Raw genomic sequence first — 25,320 nt, forward strand, 5'->3', positions numbered from 1 at the left:
CACAAGCAGCAAAGCGGTAGCGCAAGGAAAAGAGCGGCGTCCGGGAGACCGGGCGCCGTTTCTTTATGTGGCTTCCGGGATCGGTGCGCCAGTAATCACGGTCGTGGGTGCGGGACGGCCGACGCGCCGGGCTGCGCGGGCCAGCGCGGGGGGATAGACCGTCCCCAAGAGACGCTCGAAGGTGCGGTCCCAACTGAAGTTGGCAAGCACGTGGTCGCGCGCGGCCTGCCCCATTGCCTCAACTTCGCCGCGCCAGATTTCCTGCACGAAGCGGGTCATTGCGTCGATATCGTCGACCGGACCGAGCCGGCCGAGCTGCGGGGTGACCCGCGCCGGCATGGCACCCGAATGCACACCCACCACAGGCAAGCCGCAGCTCTGCGCCTCGATGATCGAAATGCCGAAAGTCTCGTCCGCCATGGCGGACACGTAGATGTCCGACGATGCCAGCGCGCGGGCGAGCTGCGCTCTGTCGCCGACGAAGCCGGTAAAGGCGATCGGCAGACCTTCCGAACGGGCGACCAGCTCGAGCGGCTCGCGCAGCTTTCCGTCACCCAGCATGACAAGGTCCGCGCCCATCTCGCGCGGCAGGCGCCGCATCAGTTCGACAAGGCGATCGGCCTTCTTCTCGTTGTCGATGCGCCCGGCATAGGCCAGCAGTGGCCCATGGCCGGATAAGCCAAGCTCGCGCCGGAAAGCCGGATCGCGGGCTTCGGGGGAGAAGAGGTTCGTGTCGACGCCCAGGTTGAGCATGTCGACCCTGTCGACCTTCATTTCCGCCAACGCCGGCAAATTGTCCCGGCCTAGCGTGTAGATACGGTCGAATTCGCGGTAGGTGATCTCGCCGTAGCAAATGCTCATGAAGCGCATGAATTTGCCGAACCACTTGCCGCCGACATCGGTGGCGACGCGGTGGACATGAGCTTCAGGAAAATCCGTCCGGTATCCGGCCACCAGCGCGGTGCCGGGAAAGGCGCGACGATGGCGGATCGCCGTCCACGGGAGGATCCACGGGCAGAGCGATTCGATGACGTCCGGCTGGTAATGTGCCAGCACCTCTCGCACTTTCGACGTGCGCAGGATGAAGCGGTAGTTGGGGCTACCGCGCACCGGGTCGGAGCCGATTTCGCACCAGATATGGTTGCCACGCTCGACGATGCGGTCTTCCGGGCCGGGCACGATCTGCAGGTGGCGATGCGGCGTCTTGGCGGCGAGATATTCGCGCTTCTCGCGTAAGTAGGTGCTGATGCCCCCGCCGCCGTGCGCGGAGTAGCTTTGCGTCAGGTCGCAGATCAGCAGTGGCTTTGCCGAGCCGGGCATCGCGGTTCCAGTCTTCAAGTTTGCAGACCCCGACAGCTACGGCCCGGACTGCGGATCGGTTTCAAATGCAATCGTCGCCGACGCGGTGCTCATATGGAGTTTAACCGTGGATGAGCAAGTCCGGCAATCGGGCCGCTCCTGTCCGCCCCGCTTGAAACCGTTTTCCTACACGACAAAGACGCGATAGCTGACCCGGCCCCAATCCGACGACGAGGGCACATCATGCACCATCCCCTGATTTTCGAAACGGTCCGCGCAATCGCCGGGCGCGGCCTCGATGCCGAAGAAAGCCGGCGATTGAGCGAGGCGCTGGACGAAGCGTTCGGGTCTTGCCCCGCTCCAACCGTTGCCGGCGAACGCAGGGTTTCCCCGCGAGGTATTGCGTTGATCCAGCGATTCGAAGGCTGCGCGAAACGGCGGGCGGACGGCAGCTACGCCGCCTATCCGGACCCTGGCACGGGGGGCGCGCCATGGACCATCGGCTGGGGCGCGACCGGGCCCGACATCGGCCCGCGAACCGTATGGACCCGCGCGCAATGCGATGCGCGGCTGGAAGAGGACGTCGCCCGCCACGCGCAGGATGTCGATGTTGCCATCGGCGATACCGTGACCACGCAGGCCCAATTCGACGCGCTCGTTTCCTTCCATTTCAACACCGGAGCGATCCACAGGGCCACATTGACCAAGCGCCACCGCGCCGGCCGCCACGACGACGCTGTCCGCGAATTCGCCCGATGGAATCGCGCCGGCGGAAGGGTGCTGAAAGGCCTCGTGCGCAGGCGCGCTGCCGAAGCGGCGCTTTACCAAGGCTGAGAAGCCGGCAGGAACACTCCCAAGCCGACAAGCGTTAATCGGCAAAGGAGTTGTAACATGAGAAATCTGGCACTTGCATGCGCTTGCGCCGCCCTCGCCATTTCGGGCGGTGCCTACGCCCAAGGTAAGGGCAACGGTAATGGCAACGGAAACGGTAATGGCAACGGCCCGCCCGCGGCACAGTCTGCGCAAAAGAACAACGGTAACGGCAACCGTGGTGGCGGCGCCGTGCAGCAGCGCGGCGGCCCCGACAAGGCCATGCGCGGCAACGGGAACGGCAATCGCGGCAATGCGAACGCCGGAAAAGCCGACCGCGGCAACGATTACGCTCGCGGCAACGGAAATAACGGCAACCGCGGCAACGGTAATGACCGCATCCGCGTCGGGAATAACGGCAATGGCAACGGCAATGGAAATCGCGCCGTCGCGGTCGATCGCGGTCCGGACCGCCGCGGGAACGACGGCATTATAGGCACAGTCGGCGAAGTCTTCGGAATCCGCGATACGCGGCGCACCAGCCTGCTCGACGGGTGCCCCCCGGGTCTCGCCAAGAAGCGCAACGGCTGCACCCCTCCCGGCCTCGCGAAGCAGCGCGATTACGATCCCGGCTTCTTCGGCTATCGCGGCCTGAACGACGGACGCTATTATTACGACGACGGCTATCTCGTGCGGCTTGGCCGCGATGGCGGGATCGGTTCTTACCTGCCGCTGCTGGGCGGAGCCCTGTCGATCGGCAATGTCTGGCCGAACAGCTACCAGCGTACCGCCGTGCCCTCCTATTACGAGGATTACTGGTCCCTCGGCGGCCGCGACAGCTATCGCTATTCCGATAACGTCCTTTACCGCGTCGATCCGGAAACGGCTGCGATCACCTCGATCGCAGCGCTGCTGACCGGAGACGACTTCCGCATCGGCCAGCCGATGCCGCGTGGGTACGATGTCTACAACGTGCCGCCGCGCTATCGCGACCAGTACTACGACACGCCGCAGGCGAATTACCGCTACTCGGACGGCTATATCTACCAGGTCGATCCGGAGACGCGACTGATCGCATCCGCCATCGAATTGATCCTCTGAGGGGAGCCCGGAATGAAACATCTGTTCCTTGCCTGCGCGGCAGGTGCCCTCGCGCTTGCCGGATGCAGCGCCGAAGATGGCGCAAGCGAACCCGCAGGGACCGCGAGCGACTCGTCCACCCTGGCCACTGTGATCGGCCAGGCCGACGGGATCTCGACGGTTGCGTCGACGCTGTCGGACAGCGGATTGTCAGGCGTGTTCGACGGTGCCGCTTCCTACACCGTGCTGGCACCAAGCGACGCCGCATTCGAGGCTGCCGTTCCCGAAGGCACAGCCCTTACCGGTGCCGAAGGCCGACCGCTCGCGGTCGCCGTCGTCCGGCAGCATATCGTGCCGGGTTACCTGAGCCCGGACGACATCCGCAAGGCGATCGAAAGTGCCGATGGCGGATCGGTCACCATGGCCAGCTATGGCGGGGAAGACCTGACCTTCACCATGGACGGAGAAACGATCATGGTGGCCGGGCCGGGCGGGAAATCCGCCCGTCTCGAAGGCTCTGCCAGCACCGCCAGCAACGGCGTGGTCATCCCCATCGATGGCGTGCTGGTCGATATTCCGGCCGCGACTACCGCCGCCGAATAACTCTCAGTAATCCCGTCGATACTCGGCCGCGACACTCTCGCGGCCGATTGTCGACACGCTTGCCAGAAGCACCAGCCAGCGCGTGACCCGGTATTCGAGTTCGGTCGCGCTGTAGCCCTGCCCGTCTGTGATGATTTCGACATAGAGCTGGTCGGTGATGTTCTTGCCCAGCGCCACCGCCGTGCCGCGGTCGAGCGCCGGGTCGGCGGCGACGATGCGCAGCCGGTCGAGGCCGACGGCGGTGCGCAGGCGGTTTATCGGGTCGAGCCCGCCGCCCCCGCTGCTGTTGAGCGAGGCGATGGCCGCGCCCAGCTGCAGCGCATCGGTTGCCGACAGGTCGCTGATCGAACCGCCGAACAGCAGCCGGGCAAGGATTTCCTCGCGCGGCAGCGGCGGGGTCGAGCTGAAGTCGATGTCAGTGCGCGTCGCCGAACCGCCGATGGTGACCGTGACGTCCAGCCCCGGCACGCTCGTCTCCGCCACGATGTCCAGCAACGGATCGATCGGCGCATCTTCGGTGAAGCTGATCTCGCCTTTCGTCAGTTCGAACCGAGTTCCGGCAAAGGTGTAGTCGCCCCGCACGACGCTGACCTGGCCGCCTATCCGCGGCTCATCGGTCGTCCCGCGCAGCCGGATATTGCCGCGCCATTCGCTTTCGAGGCCGAGGCCCTTCACGTCGATGCCGCCCAGCGGCGCCTCCGCATCGATCAGGAAGCGCCAAGGTGCGGCTACCGACACCGCGGCGCGGCGGTCTTGCGGCAGGTTGATTTCGCGGATCTGGATGTCCGGCAGGCGCTGGGCCGCGGCCGGCCCGCCGAGCGACCAGTTCGCACCGTTCAGGCGCACGCGCCCGGCAATCGTCCCGCCGATACCGTTGGAGACGATGCGAAGCGGTCCGGTGACGGTGGCGCCCAGCCCCTCCCGCTCGATCAGTTCGGCGTTGCGAGCGGCAATGCGCAGGTCGATGTCCGGTCCGCGCCCGGTGCCGAGATTGGCGAGATCGATGTAGCCGCTGCCGCTCACGGTCCCGCCGTTGGGGGCGGTGCCGCTGAAGCTGCGCAGCAGCAGGCGCGCATCGTCGAATTCGCCGCGCATGCGCATATTGGTAATATCGGTGCCCGATAGCGAGCTGCGCAGGCGAAGATTGTCGCCCGCCACCGATCCGCGGAAGCGTGGCTGGCCGAGGCTGCCGGTGACATCCGCCGCCGCATTCAGCGGGCCGGTGATGTCGAATGCATCCAGCGCAGCGAGACGCCATACGCCTTCGGCCGGACCGCTGTAACGGAACTGGGCCAGCAGGTCGCCTGCATAGAGCCGGTCTACCAACCCGCCGCTACCCGGCAGGCCCGTGATCCGCCCCTGCAAGCGCCCGCTGATGCCGCCGTCGGCCTTGATAAGCGCGCGCGTATCGAGCCGTGTCGGGGTGAGGTTTGCGACCAGGTTCACGTCGATCGGGCGGCTGGTGAGGACGAGGCCCGAACGAGTGAGCCCGGAAATCTTTACCCGCGCCTCGCCCGTCGGCTGGCCGTCCGCGCTGGGTGCGTAGTTGATACGCCCCGAGATGGTGCCGCCAAGGCCGAGATCGGCCCCTGCCACATCGGCGAGCGAGAGCGGCATGTTCGAGACGGCGAGATCGATACGCGGCTCGCGCGGTCCGCCAAAGCCGCCTTCCACCGTCAGCGACCCGCCGGCATAGCGCAGCTGCGTAGGCATCAGGGTCCAGGTGCCGTCCGGATCCTTGTCGAGCACGGCGTAGCGCGGCATCACGATATCGCGCCCGGCATACTCGCCCCCGGCCACGAAACGGACCTGCTCGGATGTCGCCTGCCCCTTGAACTGCAGCGCGAAGCGGCTGCGCCTGCGCCCAGCCAGCGCGCCTTCGAACGTGCCGACACCGTCCACCAGGTCGGCCTCGGCACGCAGGCGATTGATGACGAGCCCGCCATAGCGCACGCCGGTGAGGTCGATGTCGGCCTCCACCGTGGGCGGTTCGTCGCCTCCGACGAGCCCGCTTGCATCGATCGTCCCGCTGCGGATCTGGATCCGGCTGGGACTCGCGATGTCGAAGCCATTGGCGACGAGATTGACGTCGAAGCCCTGTCTACCTTCGCGCGGCGCGAGCACGATGGTGCCGTCCAGTCCGCCGCCGGCCAGTTGCAGGTCGCCCGCCGCCCCGCCTTCCACCAGCGCGATTTCCCCCGCCACATCGGTTTGCGCGACGCGGAATTCCTGGAAGACAAGCCGCGTATCGGAGCCTGGGGTCGCATAGAGATTCACCGTCCCGGCAAAGTCGCCGAGCGGGGAGATGCCGCTGGTCTCGATCCCGAAGCCGTCGTCGATCGGGCGCAATGCCACCGCCACATCGGTAAACCCGCCGGCGGGTTCGGCGAACACCAGGTCAGCGCGCGGTCCGCCCGCATCGAGCGATGCCTGCACGGTGAACGGGCCGTAATCGACATGGCGACCGCGCCCGACGATGGTGGAATTGCCGTTCTGGTAACGCCCGTCGAGATTCGCGGTGATCTTGGCCGACCGGAAAGTGGCGTTGTTGAAACGGATCGGCTGCGCGCTGCCCAATGCGAAGCCGCCGTCGAAGCGGATGTTGCCGCCCGTCTGGTCGGCCAGCGTGGCGTTGTCGATGCGGGTCATGCGCCCCTCGACCTGCCCGCTGACCCGCCATCCCGCGTTGTCGAAGACGAAGTCGATATTCGCATTGCCAGACATCGCGCCGAGGTTCTCGATGGCGAGAACGTCTGCGCTGACCGGCCCGCGGATGCGATAGATGCCGTCGGCGAGATTGGCGTTGAGCGCCACGTCGGCCGCGAGGCCGGGGAAGCGCACAGAAAGGTCGTCCGCCAGCAAGTCGCGCCCGGTGTAGACCAGCGTGCCGGTCGCGGTGCCGCCGACAAGTCGCGGGTCGATGAAGTCGGTGTTGGTGACCAGTCGCTGCACCCTCGCATCGAGCGGGATGACCCAGCGCGAGCCGTCGTAGGTCGCCGTGCCGCGCTGCGCGAGATTTACGATCCGCGTGTCGCCGGTGACGAACTCGGCCACGTCCACGTCGTGTTCGATGGTAAGGTCGCGGAAATCGCCATTCACCAGCGCATCGAAACGCGTGCCCCGCAGCGTGAAGCTGTCACCAAACAGGTTCGGATCATTCAGTCGCCCGCTGAGGTTGAGCGCGTCGACCACCTTGTCGGCCAAGTCGACGCCGCCGTCGCCGCTGACGCGCAAGGCCGGGCTGATGGCGGTAAACTCGCCGGACAGGACGCTTTGCTCGAGCGTACCGAGGCCCTTGAAATTGAGCACTTCGCCCACTGCGCGTGCTGGGATGCCATCCAGCATGGAGGCAAGGCGCGCCCGACCCGTAAGGCCGATCCTGCCTTCGAAATTGGTCAGGCGGAAAGCGGCGAGTTCCTTGTCATTGCGCTTGGCATAAAGCCCGCCTTTCCAGGCGTCCCAGGTTCCGTCGCCATAGCCGATGGCGCGGATGTCCGCGTCCATGCCGGTCATCGCGGCAAAGAAACCATCGGCAGGCGCGTTGTAATAGAGGTTGAGGTCGAACGTTCCCTCGGCGGGCACATTGATCAGCTTGAAAAGCGCCCGGTCTTCCGCCCCGACCATGGCGTTGGTGAGCAAGTCGACCCGCCCTTCCCGGATGTCGGCACGGGCGAAAAGGTTCAGTTGCTGGTCCTCGCCGCCGTAAATATTGCCGTCGACGGTCAGATCATCGATGATCAGGCGGTCCACGCGAATGTCGAAATCGGGGAGGATCGGCGCGTCCGGGTCACCCGGGATAAGCTCTGGCAGACGCATCAGGCGCCCGCGGCGAATGATCAGTTCGCGCACATCGAGCCCGCTCCTGAACCAAGACAGGGGCCTCCAGTCGAGTTCGATAACCGGGATTTCGAGGAACAGGCCCTTCTGGTCGTAGACCGACACATCGTGCAGCGTGGCCTTTTCGTAGAGCGAACCCTCGATCCGGCCGACTTCGAAGCGCAGGCCGGACGCCGGCGCGACCTTGCCGATCTGTTCGGTAACGAAGCGCTTGCCGATTGGGCTGTTGAGCACCACCACGCCGATTGCCAGCACGGCGAGCACGAAGGCGAACAGGCCGAGCAGCCATTTGGCGATGCGCTTCGGCCAGCCACCCTTGCGCCGCTCGGGTGCCGGTTCTTCGGCCACTTCCGCTACTTCGGCCTCGCTCATCAGAAGGCCTGCCCCAGGCCGACATAGACCGCAAAGGAGCTATCGAATTCGCCGGGATTGAGCGGCACGCCCACATCCACGCGGATAGGTCCGAAGCCGGTCTTGTACCGGGCCCCGATGCCGACGCCGATCTTGATCTCGTCGAAGTCCGGCGTCGTCCCGCGGGCGACTGTGCCGGCGTCGACGAAGGGCACGACCTCGACCAGCCCGTTCAGCAGCGGGGTGGTGATGCGCGCCTCCGCGCTCAGTTCGAAGGCGGAAAGCCCCCCGGTCGGCACGCCGTCGGCGGTGATGGGCCCGATAGCCTGGTAGCCATAGCCGCGCACCGAAGATCCGCCGCCCGCGTAAAGCCTGCGCGACGGGGCAATGGCCTCCAGCGGCGCGCCGTTGATGCTGGCGAGCCGGAAGCGGCCGGCTGCAACCACCCTTTCGCTCACTGGCTGGTAATAGCTGCCGGTGGCTTCGGTGCGGACGTAGAAGCTGTTTGTCTTGATGTCGTTGTTGCGCGAGATTTCCGGCGCGACGAAGCCGCCGAGGCGGAAGCCCTTGCGCGGATCGAGCAGGGAGTCGGTCGTGTCGATTTCCGCGCGCCCGAAGACAGAGCCGACAAAATAGGTTTCCCGCGGCAGGCGGTTGCCGTCCACGTCGACCGCGCTTTCCTGCGTCGCGAGGATTTCCGCGCCCACGCCCCACGTCAGCGGCTTTTGGTAAAGCAGGGTGGAAATACGCTCGAACACGCCGGTCAGCGCGATGGCCTGCCGGTCGTAAGCGACGGTGTCGATCGTGCTGGCGTAGGCGTCGATGGTCAAAATGCGGTCGCGTCCGGCCACGTTGTTGCGGCGGAAGGTCACGCCCAGCAGCTGCTCCTGCGTGCCGAGGATGCCGCGCACGCGCAGCGAACCTTCGGGCGGGAACAGGTTGCGGTGTTCCCAGCTCGCGGCGATCTTGAAGCCTTCTTGGCTGCCATATCCGATCGACCCGGCCAGCGTCCTAACGGGTGCAGGCGTGATACCGACGTCGAGGTCGACGGTGCCCGGCTGGCCCGGCTGCGGTGCCACGACTTCGCGCTTCGTGATCGTGACCGAGGAGACGAGGCCGGTGGCGAGGATGGCGCGGCGCAGGTCCAGCTCGTCTTCGCGGGTGTAGAGGTCGCCCGGATCGAAGCGGGCGATGTCGCCCAAGTGGTTTCCGGACAGGAAATCCGGCCGGTCGCTTGTGACCACGCCGAAGTTGTACTTGCCGTTGGGACGGACGATCATGGTGAGATCGCCTTCGTCGCGCGCGTGGTCGATCAGCAGCTCGGGCGCGTCGATCTCGGCAAAAGCATAGCCGTTGGCGCCCAGCGCGGTATCGAGATCGAACTGCTCCTCGACGATCTTGTCCTGCAGCACGGGATCGCCGGCGCGGATTTCGAAAGCATCGCGCAGGAGGTCGGAATCGTCGGCCTGCGCCAATTCGCCGAGGTCGACCGCCCCGATGGTGTATTGCGGGCCGGGCAGGACATCGAAGCGTACAGCGCCTTCGGCCAGCGACGCGGCCTCTTCGCCCGGGCTGATCCCACCGACGGAGCGCAGGACCTCACCGCTGTAGTAACCATAGATGCGCATCAGCCGGATGAGCAGTTCCTCGTCGGCGCGCGCGCGGGCGGCGAGTTGGGCGATGCTGTCCTCGTCGCTGTCCAGCGCCTCGACCTGCGACAGGGCCTTGAACCGGTCGATGAATTCGTCCTGCTCGGGGAACAGCGAGCGTTCCGACGGGAAGACAAGAGTTGTCGTGTCGGAAACACGGACCTCGAACCCATCTTCCAGCACCGGCAGCACTTCGAACGGATTCTCCGCGAACTGGACATCTTCCGTAGGTTCGAGGTCGGGCACGTCGGCCAGCTCGATCTCGTCGGGCCACGGCACGGTGATGTCCGGGATATCGTCGAGCGGCGCGTCGGCAGCGAGCGGAGGCAGGGCATCGGGCGCGGCATTTTCCGCCGGGACGCCCTCGCCTGCCCAGCCGTCAGGGTTGTCGATCGCGCTGTCGGGGATCAGCTCCTCGAGCTCGGCAGAGGTATCGCGATCCTGCGCGAGGGCAGGCGAAGCGGCGGCGGCCAGAGCCATCGCCAGCGCGCCGGTCAATGCACGCGGGGAAATGCCCGCTAGCCTTCGCGTGGCTTCAGTCGGCAGGCGAGAAGCTCTCGACCTGCTCGGGCAATCCGTCCTTGTTGCCGACGAAATCGCCGGACCGGTCGCGCGGGCGGGTAGCGGCTGCGATGAGGCCGGATTGCTCGTCTTCCGACATGCGCACCCAGCCATCGGGGCCGAGCCGTTCGAGCGGGCGATAGCGCACCTTGTACTGCATACGCGGCGAGCCATCGACCCAATAGCCGAGATAGACATAGCCCAGCCCGCTGTCAGCGGCGCGCCGGATATGGTCCAGGATGATATAGTTACCAAGACCCGTGCGATCCTCATGTTCGGGGTCGAAGAAACTGTAGATCATCGACAACCCGTCCCCCTGCCGGTCGGTGAGGCAGGCACCGACCAGACGGCCGGGCCGCTCACCGTCGGAGGGCTCCCTGTATTCAATCACATAGCTGGATACAGGCGTGTGTTCCACCATATCTGCAAAATCAATGTCGTCCATCGCCGTCATGCCCCCGCCGGGATGGCGCGCGCCGAGGTATTTCTGCAGCAGCTGGTACTGTTCGTCGGTCGCCCATGGGCGGCATTCAGTCGCCACGAGGTCGGAATTTCGGCGCAGGTTCTTGCGCTGCGTGGCCGAAGGCCGGAATTCGTTCGCCACCACGCGCACCGATACGCAGGCGCGGCAATTGGCGCAGGACGGGCGATAGGCAACCGTCTGGCTGCGGCGGAAGCCGATCCGGCCGAGCGCATCGTTCAGCGCATCGGCATGCTCGCCCTTCAGCTCGGTAAAGACCTTCCGCTCCGTCCGGCCGGGCAGGTACGGACACGGCGCCGGGGCAGTGACGAAAAATCGCGGGAATCGTACCGGAGCCGTCACTTCGCGAAAAATCCTCTCTGCCCAGTCGGGCCTGCGGGTGCATGGTCGGCGCGCATCGACCGGTTCGTCGCCGCGCCGCCCCACCTCTCTGCCCGAGCGAGTCGCCCGGTAGAACCGTCTTAACCAAGAATCATGGTTAACCAGAGGTTATTTTGCACAGTTCACCCGATCAACCCCCGCCATGGCCCGCTTTGGGTCAGGGGTGCGGGTCAAGTGTTAACGCGTGAAATCAGCGCCCTGGATCAGGCGAGCTGGACCATCTTCGTCTCGTAGCCGAGATCGAGCAAGCGCTCGACGAGGTCGGCAATCTGGCGTTCGTCGCGCGCCTCGCACTCGATGTCGGTGATGAGGCCCTTGGCCGGCAGGTGGGTGAAAATGCGCTGATGGTATATTTCGATGATGTTGACGTCGTGCGCATCGAATTGCCGCATCAGCTTGAAGAGCGAACCCGGCCGGTCCTGCAGCGTTACCCGCAACCGCGCGAGGCGGCCCGACCGCGCTAGGTCGCGCAGCAGCACGTTGGCAAGCAGGCGCGTGTCGATGTTGCCGCCGCACAGGACCGTGCCGACCTTCTTGCCGGCAAACCGGTCTGGGAAAGTAAGCATCGCCGCGAGGCCCGCTGCGCCCGCGCCTTCGACAACCGTCTTCTCGATCTGCAGAAGCAGCGACACCGCCCGCTCCAGCGCGGGTTCGGGAACCAGGACGATATCGTCAAGCAGTTCGGCGAGCCGGGTTGCGGTGAAGCCGCCCGGCTCCTTCACCGCGATGCCTTCTGCAATCGTGTCGCCCCCGCAAGCGCCATCGGCGCCTTTCACGCGGTTGTGCATCGAGGGGTAGAGCTCTGCCTGGACGCCGATGATCTCGATCTTCGGGTTGAGCGCACGGGCGACCGTCGCCATCCCGGTGGCCAGTCCGCCGCCGCCGATAGGAATCACCAGCAGGTCGAGGTCCGGCTGCTCGTCCAGCATTTCCAGCGCCACGGTACCCTGCCCTGCCGCCACCTTCGGATCGTCGAACGGGTGGACGAAAGTGAGGCCCAGCTCGCTTTCGAGATGGCGCGCGTGGGCATAGGCCTCGTCATAGGTCTCGCCGTGCAGCGTGACCTGCCCGCCGACGCTTTCGGTCTGCATGACCTTCACTGCCGGGGTGGTCTTCGGCATCACGATGGTGACGGGCACGCCGAGCCGCCTGCCGTGGTAGGACAGGCCCTGCGAGTGGTTGCCGGCGCTTGCCGCGATGACGCCGCGCCCCCGCTGCTCGTCGGTCAGCTGCAGCAGTGCGTTGAGCGCGCCGCGTTCCTTGTAGGCGGCCGTGAACTGGTGGTTCTCGAATTTCAGCCAGACTTCCGCGCCGGTGATATCGGACAGCGTCTTCGACAGCGCCATGGGCGTGCGCACGATCGCGCCATCAATCCGTGCGGCCGCGGCGCGGACATCGTCGATGGTAAGCGGCTGGGCGCGATGCTCCGCGTCGGTCAGGGGCTGTGTCATAGGGCGCCCTGCCTACCGGAAATCCGCCACACTGCCTATCGCGGCGCAATTTGCCCGCGCGAAAGATTTGCTTTGCCGCGCGCGGGCCGCCATCAGGCTGGCCATGAGCACAGGAAAATCAGTCGCTTTCCTCGGCCTCGGCGTGATGGGTGCGCCGATGGCGCGGCATCTTGCCAGGGCCGGCCACGCGGTCACCGTCTACAACCGCACGGGTGCGAAGGCCGATGCCTGGGTTGCAGAGCATGGCGGCAGGTCCGCAGGCACACCCGCCGCGGCCGCCGCCGAAGCCGATGTCGTGCTGACCTGCGTCGGCAATGACGAAGACGTGCGCAGCGTCGTGCTGGACGAAGACGGCGCGCTTGCCGCCATGAAGCCGGGCGCCTGCTTCGTCGATCACACCACCGTATCCGCCGCCATCGCCCGCGAAATCGCGGCGGAGGCGGAGACGCGCGGCCTGCTGGCAGTCGACGCGCCGGTTTCGGGCGGACAGGCAGGTGCGGAGAACGGCCAGCTCGCCATCATGTGCGGGGGCAGCGCAGAGGCGATGGCCGCCGCGACCCCGGTGATGGAAGCCTATGCCGCGCGGATCGTCCATGTCGGCGGGCCGGGCGCGGGGCAGACCACCAAGATGGTCAACCAGGCGTGCATCGCCGGCATCCTCGCCGGGCTTTCCGAAGGCGTGCAACTGGCACAGGCAAGCGAGCTCGACATGGCGAAAGTGCTGGAAGCGATCAGCGGCGGCGCGGCGCAAAGCTGGCAGATGGTCAACCGCTGGGACACGATGGCGAAAGGCGAATTCGACTTCGGTTTCGCGATCGACTGGATGCGCAAGGACCTCGCGATCGCGCTTGAGGAGGCGCGCAGCCGCGGCCTGTCCATGCCGGTGACCGCGCTGGTCGACCAATTCTATGCCCAGGTGCAAAGCCGGGGCGCCGGGCGGCTGGATACCAGCGCCCTCATCAAACACCTCGAAGGATGATTTCGTGCTGAAGACGCTACTTTCCGCCGCCACTGCGGCCATCGCCCTGATCGCTGCGCCCGCCGAGGCCGATGTGCTGCTCGACAATGTCCAGGGCATCACCGTGGACCGCGAAGGCAACGTAACCCGCTTCGAAGCGCTGGTGATCGGCGACGACGGGCGGATCACCCACGTGCTCGCGCGCGGGGAGCGGCGGCCGCAGACCGACTATCGCGAGGACGGGCAGGGCCGCATCGTCCTGCCGGGCATGATCGACAGCCACGGCCATGTCATGGGCATCGGCCTCGGCGCGCTGTCGCTCGACCTGATGCAGACCGCGTCGCTGGGCGAGGCGCAGGCCGAAATCGCCGCCTACGCCGCGCGCTTCCCCGGACGCCCTTGGCTGCTGGGGCGCGGCTGGAACCAGGAAACCTGGGGCCTAGGCCGCTTCCCCACCGCCGCCGAGCTCGACCTTGCCGAAAGCGAACGTCCGGTATGGATGGAACGGGTCGACGGCCACGCCGGCTGGGCCAACTCCGCCGCGCTGCGCCTCGCGGGCATCACGAAGGACACGCGCGACCCCGCCGGCGGCCGTATCGAGCGCGATGCGGCGGGCAACCCGACCGGCGTGCTGGTCGATGCGGCGATGGAGCTCGTCTCCGGCAAGATCCCGCCCCCGCGCGGGAGCGACCGCGACGCGGCGCTCAGCGAGGCGCAGCGCCTGCTGGTTGCGCGCGGTGTGACGGCAATCGCCGACATGGGCACGTCGATCGAGGACTGGCAGACCTTCCGCCGCGCGGGCGACACCGGCGGGCTCTATATCCGCATCATGAGCTATGGCGCGGGTATCGACCAGACAGTGCTGATCGGCGGCAGCGGCCCCTCCCCCTGGCTGTATGGCGATAAACTGCGCCTCAACGGCGTGAAGCTCTATCTCGATGGCGCGCTGGGATCGCGCGGGGCGGTGCTGAAAGAGGATTACGCCGACCATCCCGGCAATCGCGGCCTCGCCCTGATGTCGCCGGCGCAACTGCGCAACGCCCTGACCCGCGCGGCCATCGACGGGTACCAGCCCGCGGTCCACGCCATCGGCGACGGCGCCAACCTGGAAGCGCTGCGCGCCATCGACGATGTTGCGCCCGTCTATCCCGGCGATATTCGCTGGCGGATCGAACACGCACAGGTCGTCGATCCCGCCGACATGGGCATGTTCGGCAACCACGGCATCGTCGCATCGATGCAGCCGGTCCACCAGACGAGCGACCGCCTGATGGCCGAGGCACGGCTGGGTGCTGACCGGCTCGACGGTGCCTATGCATGGCATTCCATCGCCGCGACCGGCGCACCGCTCGCTTTCGGCTCCGATGCGCCGGTCGAGCTGCCCGATCCGTGGACCGGCCTCGCGGTTGCCATCAGCCGCGAGGATGCGGACGGCCAGCCCTTCGGCGGCTGGTATCCGCAAGAGGCCGTCAATCGCGGCGCGGCGCTGGCAGCCTACACCGCCGGCGGCGCCTATGCCGGGTTCGCGCAAGGGCGTTTCGGCCAACTGGCAGTGGGCGAGCAAGCGGACTTCGTGGTGGTCGACCGCGACCCGATGATTTCCTCTCCTGCCGAAATCCGCGAAACGCAGGTGCTGGAAACGTGGATCGGTGGGCGCAAAGTCTATGACGCCCGGACCCGCAGCGGCGACGCACCGGAAATCGTGGCCGAGGAGGAAGCGGAGATCGTCCGCTAGGTCTTCGCCCCCGCCTCTGTCTCAGCCTCTTCGGCTTCTGCCCGCTCGCGCGCCTTAGCGGCACGCTTTTCGGTCAGCAGCATCAGCACCAGCGACCCTTCGAAAAGCAGCATCAGCGGCAGGGCGAGCACGACCTGGCTGCCCCAGTCGGGCGGGGTGATTACCGCCGCCAGGATCACGATACCGACGATCACGAAGCGCCGCGACTTCACGAACTGATCCCGCGTCACCAACCCGGCGCGGCTCAGCAGCATCATCAGCACCGGCAGCAGGAAGCTGATCCCGAAGGCGAGGATGAACTGCATCACCAGGCTGAGGTAATCGCCCGCCGCCGGCAGCGCCTCTATCGGGATATCGGCGACCTGCCCCTCGAAGCCGATGAAGAATTTGAAGGCGTTGGGCATCACCACGAAATAGGCGAGCGCCGCGCCGGCGCAGAACAGGATGGGCGTGGCGAGAAGAAAGGGCAGGAAAGCGCGTTTTTCCTTTGCGTAAAGCCCCGGGGCGACGAAGGCCCATAGCTGGTTGGCGATGATCGGGAAGCTGATGAAGAAGCCGGCGAACAGCGCCACCTTCACCTGCACGAAGAACGCTTCGTAGAGCTTGGTGTAGATCAGCCGCCCCTCGCCCGCCGGAAACGCATTGGTCAGCGGGCGCACGAGGATGCCAAAAATGTCGTCGGCCACGAACAGGCACGCGCCGAACGCCACAATCAGCGCCAGCACCGCACGCACCAGCCGGGTGCGCAGTTCGATCAGGTGATCGAGCAGCGGGGCCTGCGTATCGTCGAGATCCTTGATGATCCCCATTATGCCTCGTCCTCCCCGCCCAGCGGCAGGCGCGGGGCCGCCTCGTCGGCGGGCGGCGGCTTGGGGCGGGCACGCTCGCGGGCGGCGTCAGCGGCCTGGTCCCGCTCCGGATCGGGATTGGCGGCGAGCGGCTGCATCTGCGGCCCTTCGCCGGTTTCGTCAGGCAGCAGGTTGGTCGGCTCTCCCGCCGTCTTGCGCACATCCGCAGCGGCGCCGGGATGGGCTTTCATGATCGCCTCGTTCTGCGCCTTCCACTTCTTTTCCATCTCTTCCATTTCCGCCTCGCGGATCATGGAATCGAGACCGGCGCGGAAGTGGCCGGAGACGCGGCGGATCTTGCCGATCCAGCGCCCGGCGGTGCGCAGGGCGAGCGGCATGTCCTTGGGCCCGATCACCAGGATCGCGACCACCACGATCAGCAGCAGTTCCTCCGCACCGATATTGAACATGTTCGCGTCCCGCGGGCGTCAGCCGGTGCCGGTCAGCCTTCGTTCTTGTCGGCAGGCCGCGGGTCGGCGGCAGCTTCGGAGGCGGGCTTGGCGTCGTGCTGCGGGCCTTCGATGCGGTTTTGCATCGCCTTTTGCGCACCTTCACTGGGCGTGTCCTCGCCTTCCTTCATGCCGTCCTTGAAGCTTTTCACGCCCTTGCCGAAATCGCCCATCATCTCAGAAATCTTGCCGCGCCCGAACAGGACGAGGATGACGATCGCGATGATGATAAGCTGCAGCGGTCCGATGCTACCCATGGGAAATCTTCCGAAATTGATTGGTCGGCGCAAAACATAGGCGTTGCCGCGCCGCTTGGCCAGCGAAGCCTAGTCTTCGCCCGCGTGGGAGGCTTCTTCTTCCGCCGCCCCATCCTCCGCCGATGGCCGGTCCGGGTCCTCGTCGGGCCCCAGCAGCGCATCGAACGCGTCGTCTACCGGATCGAGCAGGCCGGCCGCCTTCAGCTCGTCGATGCCGGGCAGCTCGCGCCGGCTCTTGAGGCCGAAGTGGCTGAGGAATTCCGGCGTCGTCGCATAGATCACGGGGCGGCCCGGCACCTCGCGCCGTCCGGCAACGCGCACCCAGCCCGCTTCCATCAGCACATCAAGCGTGCCGCCGGAGGTCTGCACACCGCGAATGGATTCGATGTCGGCGCGGGTCACGGGCTCGTGGTAGGCGACGATCGCCAAAACCTCGGTGGCCGCCCGGCTCAGGCGGCGAACCTGCTCCCGCTCCCGCCGTAGCAGGTGGGCAAGGTCGGGAGCCGTCTGGAACTGCCAGCGCCTGCCCCGTTCGACCAGCCGGATCCCGCGCCCTTCGTAATGCGCTTCCAGGCCGCGCAGCGCATCGCGCACGTCCGCCCCGCCGAGATGGGTGGAAATCGCCTCCGCGCTCATCGGTTCTTCGGAAGCGAACAGCGTCGCTTCGACCGAGCGTTCGAGATCGGACATTTCCCTCACTGCAGGCGCCGTGCGTGCAACGGGCCGAAGGTCGTTTCCTGCCGCAATTCGGCGCGGCCCATGCGCGCCAGTTCCAGCATGGCGACGAAGCTGCTGGCGAGCGCCGACTTGCGCAACCGGGGCTCGCTGCCGGGCGGGATGAAGTCCTTGATCTCGAACCAGTCGAGCTTGAGGCCGAGCATGGAGGACACGCGCTCCAGCGCGGTTTCCAGCGTCATCACCGGCCGTTCGCGGACCATGTGGATCGCCGGCTGCGTGCGCGCCTTCACCTGCCCGTAAGCCTGCACGATGTCGTACCATTCGCAGCGCCACGCGGTCTTGCGGTCGATGCGCAGGCCCTCCGGGGCGCCGCGCAGGAAAACGTCGCGCCCGATCCGGTCGCCGCCCATCAGCCGCGCCGCCGCCTCGCGCATGGCGCCCAGCCGCTGGAGCCGCAGTTGCAGGCGCAGCGCCATCTCTTCAGGCGACGGGTCCTCCTGCTCCTCTTTCGGGAGGAGCATGGCCGACTTGAGATAGGCCAGCCACGCCGCCATCACGAGGTAATCGGCCGCAAGCTCCAGCCGCAGCGCCTCGGCACGCTCGATGTAGGTGAGGTACTGATCCACCAGCGCGAGAATCGAGATCTGCCGCAAGTCGACCTTCTGCCGCCGTGCGAGGTCGAGCAGCAAGTCAAGCGGGCCTTCCCACCCGTCGAGCTCAAGGTACAGCGCCTCGTCGGCACCCGGGGCTGACGCAATGCCGTCCCAGTCCTCCTGCGGCTGCGCCTCGTCGGCAGCAGTGAAGAGGAGGTCGCCGTCGTTCACGCTGCCTCCGTGAGCGCGAGCAGCGCATCCCGCTTGGCGAGCAATTCCGCATGATCGGCCGTGCGGGCGGGCGAGCCTGTGGCAGCCAGCGCCCGATCGAGCCGCGCCTTGCCGGTCTCCGACAGGGCGGGCAGCCGGTCGACTAGGCCCTGCTGGTCCTCCATCTTCGCCCAGCAGTTGAGCACGATGTCGCACCCCGCCGCGATGGCGCGCGCGCCGCGTTCCGGCACGGTGCCCTCCAGCGCCTGCATGTCGATATCGTCCGTCAGCAGCAGCCCGTCGAAACCGATCCGCCCGCGGATGATCTCGCGGATCACCGTTTCGGACAGGGTCGCCGGATTGTCCGCATCCCATTCGGTGAACAGCAGGTGGCCGGTCATGCCGACGGGGCAATCGTTGAGCGAACGGAAGGGCGCGATGTCGGTCTCCAGCTCCTCCGCCCCGGCGGTCACCGTCGGCATCGACTTGTGCGTATCGACATAGGTCAGGCCGTGGCCCGGCATGTGCTTGATGCAGCCGACCACCCCTGCGCGCTCCAGCCCCTGCAGGATCGCGCGGCCGAGCGCGGCGACCTGCATCGGTTCGCTCCCCAGTGCGCGGTCGCCGATCACGTCGTGGGTGCCGGGCCGCCGCACGTCGAGCGGCGGGTGATAGGTGCAATTGATGCCGACCTCCGCGAGGTCCGCCCCCAGCGCTTCGGCGTTGACGCGGGCTGCCTCGATCGCGCTCGCGGGGGCGAGGCGGTAGAGCGCGTCGAACTTCTCCCCGGCGGGATAGGGCGGCCAATTGGGCGCTTTCATCCGCTGCACGCGGCCGCCTTCCTGGTCGATGGATACCAGCACGTCGCGGCCGTGGATGCCCCGCAAGTCGTCCGTCAGCGCGCGAAGCTGGTCCGCTGTGTCGATATTGCGACCGAACAGGATGTAGCCCGCCGGATCGACCTCGCGGAAAAAGCCGCGTTCCGCGTCGGTCAGGCTGGTGCCGGAAAGGCCGAAAATCGCCGGTGTCATCGCCGTGACGCTGGCACAGGCGATGCGGGCCGACAAGCGCGCCCCGCGCCCCGGCTGTTCAAAAACCGGGCCGCCGAGCCGCGAGTGCGCTCAGTTCTTAACCTGGCAGTCGATGCCGGCGTTCTTCAGGCGGCCGCACAGCGCATTCGCCTCGCCCGCGCTGCCGGCCATCGCGCGAAGGGCGAACAATGTGCCGTTGTCGACCTCCATCTGCACGATCGAGCGGCTGACGCCGTTCAGCACGTCGGTCTTGCTGCGCAGCGCATTCCACGCCGTTTCGGCGTTCTGGCGCGAGGAGAAGGCGCCCACCTGCACGCCGACCCCGCTGGCCGCAGCGGCAGGAGCTTCCTCTTCGCCCGGCTGGCGGCGGTCGATGCTGGGCCGCGCGGTTTCGCTGGCGGCGATCCGACCTTCGGTTTCGCGGCCCTCCCCCTGTTGCGGGGCGACGTCGCCGGTGCCTGCGGCCAGCTGGCCGCCAGCATCTTCGGGACGGGATTTGATCGGGCCTTCGGGGCTTTCGATGGTGCTGCCGTCCGCTACCATTTCGGGATCGGGTCCGGCGCGGGTCAGGGCCCAGATCGCGCCGACGACCGCGGCAACGACCAGCAGACCGATGACTGCAATCCCGACGATCCGACCGGTATCGACCGTGCCGGCCTCCTCGTCCTCGTCACCTTCGAGCCAAGGAAGGTGCTCGTCCTCGTCGGCGAATTCGAGGCGTTCTTCCTCGTGCCCGGCATCGTCGTATTCGTGCTCGTTCTCGTCGCCCCAGGACGTCATGGTCACAGCTCCTCGACCGCCTGCACCCCCAAAATGGCGAGGCCATTGCGGAAAACCTGCCCGATTTGGTCGGCGAGATAAAGCCTCGCTGCCGTCAGGGCGTCATCCTGTGCCACGATGATGCGCTTTTCCGGGTCGTCGTTGCCCGCGTTCCAGAAGGCATGGAAGGCCGCCGCGAGGTCGCCGAGGAAGAACGCGATGCGGTGCGCCTCGCGCGCCTTGGCCGCCTGCTCCACGATGCGCGGGAACTGCGCGGCCTGCTTCACGAGCGCGATTTCGTCCTCGCCCAAGCGGTCGATCGCGGCGGAATCGGGCCGCACGCCGGCCTCTTCCCCCTTGCGCAATGTCGAATGGATCCGCGCGTGGGCATATTGCACGTAGAAGACCGGGTTGTCCTTCGAGGCCTCCACAACCTTAGCGAAGTCGAAATCCATCTGCGCTTCGGGCTTGCGGGTCAGCATAGTGAAACGCACCACGTCCTTGCCGACTTCTTCGACCACTTCGGCGAGAGTGACGAAATTGCCCGAGCGCTTGGACATCTTGACCGGTTCGCCGTCGCGCAGCAGCTGGACCATTTGCACCAGCTTCACGTCGAAAGGCACCTCGCGCCCTTCCATCTGCGCCAGCGCGGCGACGGCGGCCTTGATCCGCTTCACCGTGCCCGAATGGTCCGCGCCCCAGATGTCGATCAGCGCATCGGCGCTTTCCGCCTTCTGCATGTGATAGGCGAGGTCGGCGCCGAAATAGGTCCACTTGCCGTCGGACTTGCGGATCGGGCGGTCCTGGTCGTCACCGAATTGCGTGCTGCGGAACAGCGGCAGTTCTACCGGCTCCCAGTCGTCGAGCGTCTTGCTCTTGGGCGCTTCGAGGATGCCGTCGTAGACCAGCCCTGCCTCGCGCAGCTTGGCCTCGGCCTCGGCCGGCTTACCGGCGGCCTGCAATTCGGCTTCCGACGCGAAGGTTTCGTGATGGATGCCGAGCGAGGCGAGGTCCTGCCGGATCACTTCCATCATCGCCGCGACCGATGCGGTGCGGAAAATCTCCAGCCATTCGCTTTCCGGCTCGTCGGCGTAGCGGTCGCCGAATTCCTTCGCCAGCGCCATGCCCACCGGCTGCAGGTAGCTGCCGGGATAAAGGCCTTCCGGGATCGTCCCGACATCCTCGCCCAGCGCCTCGCGGTAGCGCAGGTGGGCGGAGCGGGCGAGCACGTCGACCTGGCCGCCGGCATCATTGACGTAATATTCGCGCGTGACGTTGTGGCCTGCGTATTCAAGCAGGCTGGCGAGCGCATCGCCGACCACGGCGCCGCGGCAATGGCCCATGTGCATCGGCCCGGTCGGGTTGGCGGAAACGTATTCCACGTTCACCCGCTTGCCCCCGCCCATCGCGCTGCGGCCGTAATTGTCGCCGAGCGCCTCTATCGCGGCGAGCTCGCCCAGCCACATCGACCGGTCGAGCCGCAGGTTGAGGAAGCCGGGCCCTGCGATCTCGACCCCCGCGACGCCATCTTCGGCGCGCAGCCTGTCGGCAATCGCCTCTGCCAGCGCGCGGGGATTGGTCCCGGCAGGCTTGGCGAGGACCATCGCGGCGTTGGTGGCAAGATCGCCGTGGGAGGGATCGCGCGGCGGTTCGACGCTCACGTTGCGGCGGTCGAGCCCTGTGGGCAGCATGCCGCCATCGACCAGCGCATCGAGCGCGGCATCGACGCGGGCGGCGAGGCGGGCGTGGATCGTGAGTGTGTCGGTCATCTGGCTATCGGTCATGGCCGCGCGCGGTAGCGGCTTAACGACAGGGAGGGAAGCTTACGCGCAGATCGGGCTGCGCGAAGGCGGTATCGCTCAGCGTGTGGCGTTATAGCGCAGTTGGCTTTCGTCGAGCTGGAATCCAACCAGCAGTTCGAAAGTGGCGCGGGCGATGGCGGCGCGCACTTCCGGCTTCGACAGCGGGTCGACTGCGGCCTCCACTTCGCCCGGACGGCGGCGGCGGGTGATTTCCTGCTCGATATCGGCGGGCAGCGCTGCCGCGGCGCGGTTCACGAAGGCGCCGGCCTGGCCGCTCGCCTGCGCGCGCTCCTGCCCGTCGGCGAAGTTCACGGTGACGGTGCCAACCTGCTTGGAGACGACCGAGCGGCCCGCCTGCAGCACCGTGGAGAAATAGGGCAGCTGCACACTGCGCGCCCCGCGCGTGTCGGTGCGGCGGGCGAGCACGTCGAACGTGGCGCCGGCATAGATCTGGTCGCCCGTCTCGTCGCAGGTGGTGCGCACGTTGGTGATGGTCGCGGTCACGTCCATGTCCGCCAGCGTCCGCCCCGTGCCGTTGAACGTGGTGATGTCGCCGGTGAAATCGGGCACGCCCACGGCCGGACACAGCGAGCGCGCGGTCTGGATGCCGACGCCGTCTTCCAGCACGATATCGCCGCTCGACCGGCACGCGCCGAGCGTGGCGGCAAGGACGATGGCAGCAAGTGCGGCGTTACGAGCGATCATTCCGGGGCAATTCCTTCTAGCGTATCGCGCGGCCGGTCATCGGAGCGCGACGGCGCGCGTCCTAGCCCTTTCGCAGGCGCGCCACAACCGCTAGAGGCGGGTCCATGAACGCCCCCTTTCCAAATCCCGACACACCGCAAGCGAACCCCGATGCGCGCGGCATGCCCGCCCTGAAAGTCCTCGTCGCCTCCCCGCGCGGTTTCTGCGCCGGGGTGGACCGCGCCATCGAGATCGTCGAACGCGCGATCGATCGCTACGGCGCCCCGGTCTTTGTCCGGCACGAAATCGTGCACAACCGCTATGTCGTCGACGAGCTGAAGGCGAAGGGCGCCGTCTTCGTGGAAGAACTGGACGAGGTGCCCGACGGCGTGCCCGTGGTGTTCAGCGCGCACGGCGTGCCCAAGGCGGTGCCGGCCAAGGCGGAAGAGCGCGGGCTGGACTATCTCGACGCCACCTGCCCGCTGGTCAGCAAGGTCCACCGCCAGGCCGAACGCCAGCTGGAAAAGGGGCGCCACATCATCTTCGTCGGCCACGCAGGCCATCCCGAAGTCATCGGCACGCTGGGCCAGGTGCCCGAAGGTACGATGACTCTGGTCGAAACGATCGAGGACGTCGCTCGGCTTGATTTCCCGAAAGAGGAGGAGCTTTCCTTCCTCACCCAGACGACCCTGTCGGTGGACGACACGGCGGAAATCGTCAGCGCCCTGCAGACGCGCTTCCCGAATATCGTCGGACCCAAGGCAGAAGACATCTGCTACGCGACCTCCAACCGGCAGGCGGCGGTAAAGGCCATCGCGCCCTCGTGCGACCTGGTGCTGGTGATCGGCGCGCCCAATTCCTCGAACTCGCTGCGGCTGGTCGAAGTGGCCGAACGCTGCGGCGCCGATGCGAAGCTGGTCCAGCGCGGGGCAGAGATCGATCCGTCCTGGCTTGACGGGGTCGGCACGCTCGGCCTCACCGCCGGCGCTTCCGCCCCCGAAAAGCTGGTGCGCGAAGTGATCGACCGGCTGGCCGAGTTCCGCACCGTCGACGAGGAGAAGGTCCGCACCGTCGAGGAAAAGATGGTCTTCAAGCTGCCCCGCCAGCTGATGGACTGATGCCGCGATGGCGGTCTACACCCAGCTTTCGGCGGGAGAGATCGCGGCCTTCCTCGCCCGCTACGACGTCGGCGAGCCGCAATCGGTGAAGGGCATCGCGGAAGGCGTTTCCAACAGCAACTGGCTGGTGGAGACGACATCCGCGCGCTTCATCCTAACCCGCTATGAACACCGCACGGACGCGGCGGACCTGCCCTATTTCCTCGGCCTGATGGACCACCTGTCGGCCCGCGGCTGCCCGGTGCCGCGCACGATCCACGATGCGGCAGGCGAATCGATCTCCGAGCTCGCCGGTCGACCGGCGGCCTTGATCGAATTCCTGCCCGGCCTCTCCATCGACGATCCGGACGAAGCGCAGGCCCGCAGCGTCGGCGCGGCGCTGGCGGGCATCCATTCCGGCGCGGAAGGCTTTGCCGGGGAGCGCGCCAATTCGCTCGGCCCGGAGCAGGTGGCCGCGATGTTCGATGCGATGGGCGAGGACGCGCTCGGGCAGATCGATCCCGCCCTGCCCGGATTCGTTGCCGGCGAGCGGGCTTTCGTCGCCACGCAGTCTTTCGCGGAGCTGCCGCGCGGCACGATCCACGCCGACCTGTTCCCCGACAATGTGCTGATGCGCGGGACCAAGGTCGGCGGCCTGATCGATTTCTACTTCGCCTGCACCGATCATCTAGCGCTCGACCTTGCCACCACCCACGCCGCGTGGGCGTTCGACCCGGAAGGCGAATTCCGGCCCGCGATCGGGGCGGCGCTGGTGCAGGGGTACGAAGCGGCGCGGCCCATCTCCGGCCCCGAACGGCTCGCCCTGCCCGCCCTTGCGCGGCAGGCCTGCCTGCGCTTCGTCGCCACCCGTGCGCAGGACTGGCTGGCGCATGACGGATCGGTCCTCGCCCCGCGCAAGGACCCGATGGATTTCGTCCGCCGCGGGCAGGCCTACGAACGGCTCGGCACGGCGGCATTCGGAGTTTCGCAGTGAAGCAGGTCGAATTGTTCACCGACGGCGCGTGCAAGGGCAATCCCGGCCCCGGCGGCTGGGGCGCACTGCTGCGCCTTGGCCGCCACGAAAAGGAACTGGCGGGTGCGGAAGCGGAGACGACCAACAACCGCATGGAGATGACCGCCGCGATCGAGGGGCTGCGCGCGCTGACCGAACCGTGCGCCGTGGCTCTTTATACCGACAGCAAGTACCTGATCGACGGGATGACCAAGTGGATCGGCGGCTGGCAGAAGCGCGGCTGGGTCAACGCCAGCAAGAAACCGGTGCGCAACGCCGACCTGTGGCACGAACTGATCGAGCTGGCCGAACGGCACGACATCGCGTGGAACTGGGTGAAGGGCCATTCCGGCCACCCGGAGAACGAGCGGGTGGACCGGCTGGCAAGCGACGCCGCAGACGAGATCGCCCGCGCCGGGCGGCGGTAGGGCCGCAACTCTCGCACCCCCACCCCCGAAAATTCAATCAGCCCGTTAGCTGTCGTCCATCGTGTCGGCGCCCGGACCGTTCTTCTTGATCGACTCGATGGCATTCTTCGCGCCGGTCTTGGACGCGTAACCCTCGGTCCAGAAGATCGCCTCGGAATTGTACATGAAGTAGGCCACGAACTCGCCGGCCTTGTTCTTCTTGATCTTGAAATGATGCGCCATCCGTGGGTCTCCCTTGGTTGTTGATCCGGTGACACCCTATCAAATGATATGAAG

The 25,320-nt window shown here is 66.8% G+C and carries 23 protein-coding genes; 8 read left to right on the forward strand and 15 right to left on the reverse strand.

What is annotated here, in order from left to right; all coding sequences use genetic code 11:
- Positions 1-63: 63 nt before the first annotated feature.
- Positions 64-1,338 (reverse strand): glycosyltransferase, encoded by a 1,275-nt coding sequence (locus VCJ71_RS07065; protein ID WP_324640037.1) that lies wholly within the window; start codon positions 1,336-1,338, stop codon positions 64-66.
- Between the two features lie 204 nt (positions 1,339-1,542).
- On the opposite strand from VCJ71_RS07065, the gene VCJ71_RS07070 reads away from it, so the two are divergent.
- From VCJ71_RS07070 to VCJ71_RS07080, 3 genes are read left to right on the forward strand one after another with little or no spacing between them, the layout of a single operon-like run.
- Positions 1,543-2,133: a lysozyme gene (locus VCJ71_RS07070; protein WP_324640038.1), complete on the forward strand. Its 591-nt coding sequence runs from the start codon at positions 1,543-1,545 to the stop codon at positions 2,131-2,133.
- A gap of 57 nt (positions 2,134-2,190) precedes the next feature.
- Positions 2,191-3,210: a hypothetical protein gene (locus VCJ71_RS07075; protein ID WP_324640040.1), complete on the forward strand. Its 1,020-nt coding sequence runs from the start codon at positions 2,191-2,193 to the stop codon at positions 3,208-3,210.
- Between the two features lie 12 nt (positions 3,211-3,222).
- Complete coding sequence (locus tag VCJ71_RS07080; protein WP_324640042.1) at positions 3,223-3,792, forward strand: fasciclin domain-containing protein; 570 nt, start codon at positions 3,223-3,225, stop codon at positions 3,790-3,792.
- 3 nt (positions 3,793-3,795) lie between these two features.
- Here VCJ71_RS07080 and VCJ71_RS07085 read toward each other — a convergent pair whose 3' ends face one another.
- The 4 genes from VCJ71_RS07085 to VCJ71_RS07100 all read right to left on the reverse strand — a co-directional run bounded on the left by VCJ71_RS07085 (position 3,796) and on the right by VCJ71_RS07100 (position 12,503).
- Positions 3,796-8,001: a translocation/assembly module TamB domain-containing protein gene (locus tag VCJ71_RS07085; protein ID WP_324640043.1), complete on the reverse strand. Its 4,206-nt coding sequence runs from the start codon at positions 7,999-8,001 to the stop codon at positions 3,796-3,798.
- Positions 8,001-10,109, reverse strand: a complete 2,109-nt coding sequence (locus VCJ71_RS07090) for an autotransporter assembly complex protein TamA (RefSeq protein WP_324640044.1) — start codon at positions 10,107-10,109, stop codon at positions 8,001-8,003. Before VCJ71_RS07090 ends, VCJ71_RS07085 begins: the two co-directional genes overlap by 1 nt.
- A gap of 55 nt (positions 10,110-10,164) precedes the next feature.
- Positions 10,165-11,013, reverse strand: coding sequence for an arginyltransferase (locus VCJ71_RS07095; RefSeq protein WP_324640046.1), 849 nt, complete (start codon positions 11,011-11,013; stop codon positions 10,165-10,167).
- Between the two features lie 242 nt (positions 11,014-11,255).
- Positions 11,256-12,503, reverse strand: coding sequence for a threonine ammonia-lyase (locus VCJ71_RS07100; protein WP_324640047.1), 1,248 nt, complete (start codon positions 12,501-12,503; stop codon positions 11,256-11,258).
- Between VCJ71_RS07100 and VCJ71_RS07105 the strand changes: the two genes are divergently transcribed.
- Positions 12,454-13,482: an NAD(P)-dependent oxidoreductase gene (locus VCJ71_RS07105; protein WP_324640049.1), complete on the forward strand. Its 1,029-nt coding sequence runs from the start codon at positions 12,454-12,456 to the stop codon at positions 13,480-13,482. The genes VCJ71_RS07100 and VCJ71_RS07105 overlap by 50 nt on opposite strands.
- Before the next feature lie 7 nt (positions 13,483-13,489).
- Positions 13,490-15,196: an amidohydrolase gene (locus VCJ71_RS07110; RefSeq protein ID WP_416379159.1), complete on the forward strand. Its 1,707-nt coding sequence runs from the start codon at positions 13,490-13,492 to the stop codon at positions 15,194-15,196.
- Here VCJ71_RS07110 and tatC read toward each other — a convergent pair.
- From tatC to VCJ71_RS07155, 9 genes are all read right to left on the reverse strand, one after another.
- The gene (gene tatC / locus VCJ71_RS07115) at positions 15,193-16,005 is read right to left on the reverse strand and encodes a twin-arginine translocase subunit TatC (RefSeq protein ID WP_324640053.1); all 813 of its coding nucleotides are present in this window, start codon (positions 16,003-16,005) and stop codon (positions 15,193-15,195) included. The genes VCJ71_RS07110 and tatC overlap by 4 nt on opposite strands.
- Entirely contained in the window at positions 16,005-16,454 is a 450-nt protein-coding gene (gene tatB, locus VCJ71_RS07120; RefSeq protein ID WP_324640054.1) for a Sec-independent protein translocase protein TatB, read from the reverse strand. The genes tatC and tatB overlap by 1 nt, the downstream gene beginning before the upstream one ends.
- A gap of 32 nt (positions 16,455-16,486) precedes the next feature.
- Positions 16,487-16,750: a twin-arginine translocase TatA/TatE family subunit gene (tatA, locus tag VCJ71_RS07125; RefSeq protein WP_324640056.1), complete on the reverse strand. Its 264-nt coding sequence runs from the start codon at positions 16,748-16,750 to the stop codon at positions 16,487-16,489.
- 69 nt (positions 16,751-16,819) lie between these two features.
- Positions 16,820-17,440 carry an SMC-Scp complex subunit ScpB gene (gene scpB, locus VCJ71_RS07130; RefSeq protein WP_324640058.1) on the reverse strand — a complete coding sequence of 207 codons (621 nt, stop codon included), beginning with the start codon at positions 17,438-17,440 and terminating at the stop codon, positions 16,820-16,822.
- A gap of 5 nt (positions 17,441-17,445) precedes the next feature.
- Positions 17,446-18,252 (reverse strand): segregation and condensation protein A, encoded by an 807-nt coding sequence (locus tag VCJ71_RS07135; protein WP_416379144.1) that lies wholly within the window; start codon positions 18,250-18,252, stop codon positions 17,446-17,448.
- Positions 18,249-19,262: a beta-N-acetylhexosaminidase gene (gene nagZ, locus VCJ71_RS07140; protein ID WP_324640897.1), complete on the reverse strand. Its 1,014-nt coding sequence runs from the start codon at positions 19,260-19,262 to the stop codon at positions 18,249-18,251. Before nagZ ends, VCJ71_RS07135 begins: the two co-directional genes overlap by 4 nt.
- A gap of 90 nt (positions 19,263-19,352) precedes the next feature.
- Positions 19,353-20,042 carry an SPOR domain-containing protein gene (locus VCJ71_RS07145; RefSeq protein ID WP_324640059.1) on the reverse strand — a complete coding sequence of 230 codons (690 nt, stop codon included), beginning with the start codon at positions 20,040-20,042 and terminating at the stop codon, positions 19,353-19,355.
- Between the two features lie 2 nt (positions 20,043-20,044).
- Positions 20,045-21,790, reverse strand: coding sequence for an arginine--tRNA ligase (argS, locus tag VCJ71_RS07150; protein ID WP_416379160.1), 1,746 nt, complete (start codon positions 21,788-21,790; stop codon positions 20,045-20,047).
- 90 nt (positions 21,791-21,880) lie between these two features.
- The gene (locus VCJ71_RS07155; RefSeq protein ID WP_324640062.1) at positions 21,881-22,528 is read right to left on the reverse strand and encodes a hypothetical protein; all 648 of its coding nucleotides are present in this window, start codon (positions 22,526-22,528) and stop codon (positions 21,881-21,883) included.
- Between the two features lie 104 nt (positions 22,529-22,632).
- On the opposite strand from VCJ71_RS07155, the gene ispH reads away from it, so the two are divergent.
- Genes ispH through rnhA form a run of 3 tightly spaced genes read left to right on the forward strand, consistent with a single transcriptional unit; the run spans position 22,633 to position 25,044 of the window.
- The gene (gene ispH / locus VCJ71_RS07160; protein WP_416379145.1) at positions 22,633-23,625 is read left to right on the forward strand and encodes a 4-hydroxy-3-methylbut-2-enyl diphosphate reductase; all 993 of its coding nucleotides are present in this window, start codon (positions 22,633-22,635) and stop codon (positions 23,623-23,625) included.
- A gap of 7 nt (positions 23,626-23,632) precedes the next feature.
- Positions 23,633-24,598 carry a homoserine kinase gene (thrB, locus tag VCJ71_RS07165; RefSeq protein ID WP_324640064.1) on the forward strand — a complete coding sequence of 322 codons (966 nt, stop codon included), beginning with the start codon at positions 23,633-23,635 and terminating at the stop codon, positions 24,596-24,598.
- Complete coding sequence (rnhA, locus tag VCJ71_RS07170) at positions 24,595-25,044, forward strand: ribonuclease HI (RefSeq protein ID WP_324640065.1); 450 nt, start codon at positions 24,595-24,597, stop codon at positions 25,042-25,044. Before thrB ends, rnhA begins: the two co-directional genes overlap by 4 nt.
- A gap of 45 nt (positions 25,045-25,089) precedes the next feature.
- On the opposite strand, the gene VCJ71_RS07175 is transcribed toward rnhA, so the two are convergent.
- Positions 25,090-25,266 carry a YegP family protein gene (locus tag VCJ71_RS07175; RefSeq protein ID WP_324640067.1) on the reverse strand — a complete coding sequence of 59 codons (177 nt, stop codon included), beginning with the start codon at positions 25,264-25,266 and terminating at the stop codon, positions 25,090-25,092.
- Between the last annotated feature and the right edge of the window lie 54 nt (positions 25,267-25,320).

It is taken from the genome of Pseudoblastomonas aquimaris (genome assembly GCF_035481675.1).
In the GTDB taxonomy this organism is placed as follows: Bacteria; Pseudomonadota; Alphaproteobacteria; order Sphingomonadales; family Sphingomonadaceae; genus Alteriqipengyuania_B.

Excerpts from the sequence above, each read along its gene's own strand:
- argS (WP_416379160.1), bottom strand. The coding sequence starts at position 21,790 with ATGACCGACACACTCACGATCCACGCCCGCCTCGCCGCCCGCGTCGAT.
- VCJ71_RS07145 (WP_324640059.1), bottom strand. The coding sequence starts at position 20,042 with ATGACGTCCTGGGGCGACGAGAACGAGCACGAATACGACGATGCCGGG.
- tatA (WP_324640056.1), bottom strand. The coding sequence starts at position 16,750 with ATGGGTAGCATCGGACCGCTGCAGCTTATCATCATCGCGATCGTCATC.
- VCJ71_RS07085 (WP_324640043.1), bottom strand. The coding sequence starts at position 8,001 with ATGAGCGAGGCCGAAGTAGCGGAAGTGGCCGAAGAACCGGCACCCGAG.
- tatB (WP_324640054.1), bottom strand. The coding sequence starts at position 16,454 with ATGTTCAATATCGGTGCGGAGGAACTGCTGCTGATCGTGGTGGTCGCG.
- VCJ71_RS07100 (WP_324640047.1), bottom strand. The coding sequence starts at position 12,503 with ATGACACAGCCCCTGACCGACGCGGAGCATCGCGCCCAGCCGCTTACC.
- VCJ71_RS07105 (WP_324640049.1), top strand. The coding sequence starts at position 12,454 with ATGGTAAGCGGCTGGGCGCGATGCTCCGCGTCGGTCAGGGGCTGTGTC.
- thrB (WP_324640064.1), top strand. The coding sequence starts at position 23,633 with ATGGCGGTCTACACCCAGCTTTCGGCGGGAGAGATCGCGGCCTTCCTC.
- VCJ71_RS07070 (WP_324640038.1), top strand. The coding sequence starts at position 1,543 with ATGCACCATCCCCTGATTTTCGAAACGGTCCGCGCAATCGCCGGGCGC.
- tatC (WP_324640053.1), bottom strand. The coding sequence starts at position 16,005 with ATGGGGATCATCAAGGATCTCGACGATACGCAGGCCCCGCTGCTCGAT.
- VCJ71_RS07175 (WP_324640067.1), bottom strand. The coding sequence starts at position 25,266 with ATGGCGCATCATTTCAAGATCAAGAAGAACAAGGCCGGCGAGTTCGTG.
- VCJ71_RS07075 (WP_324640040.1), top strand. The coding sequence starts at position 2,191 with ATGAGAAATCTGGCACTTGCATGCGCTTGCGCCGCCCTCGCCATTTCG.
- VCJ71_RS07090 (WP_324640044.1), bottom strand. The coding sequence starts at position 10,109 with ATGGCTCTGGCCGCCGCCGCTTCGCCTGCCCTCGCGCAGGATCGCGAT.
- ispH (WP_416379145.1), top strand. The coding sequence starts at position 22,633 with ATGAACGCCCCCTTTCCAAATCCCGACACACCGCAAGCGAACCCCGAT.
- nagZ (WP_324640897.1), bottom strand. The coding sequence starts at position 19,262 with ATGACACCGGCGATTTTCGGCCTTTCCGGCACCAGCCTGACCGACGCG.
- scpB (WP_324640058.1), bottom strand. The coding sequence starts at position 17,440 with ATGTCCGATCTCGAACGCTCGGTCGAAGCGACGCTGTTCGCTTCCGAA.
- VCJ71_RS07080 (WP_324640042.1), top strand. The coding sequence starts at position 3,223 with ATGAAACATCTGTTCCTTGCCTGCGCGGCAGGTGCCCTCGCGCTTGCC.
- VCJ71_RS07155 (WP_324640062.1), bottom strand. The coding sequence starts at position 22,528 with ATGATCGCTCGTAACGCCGCACTTGCTGCCATCGTCCTTGCCGCCACG.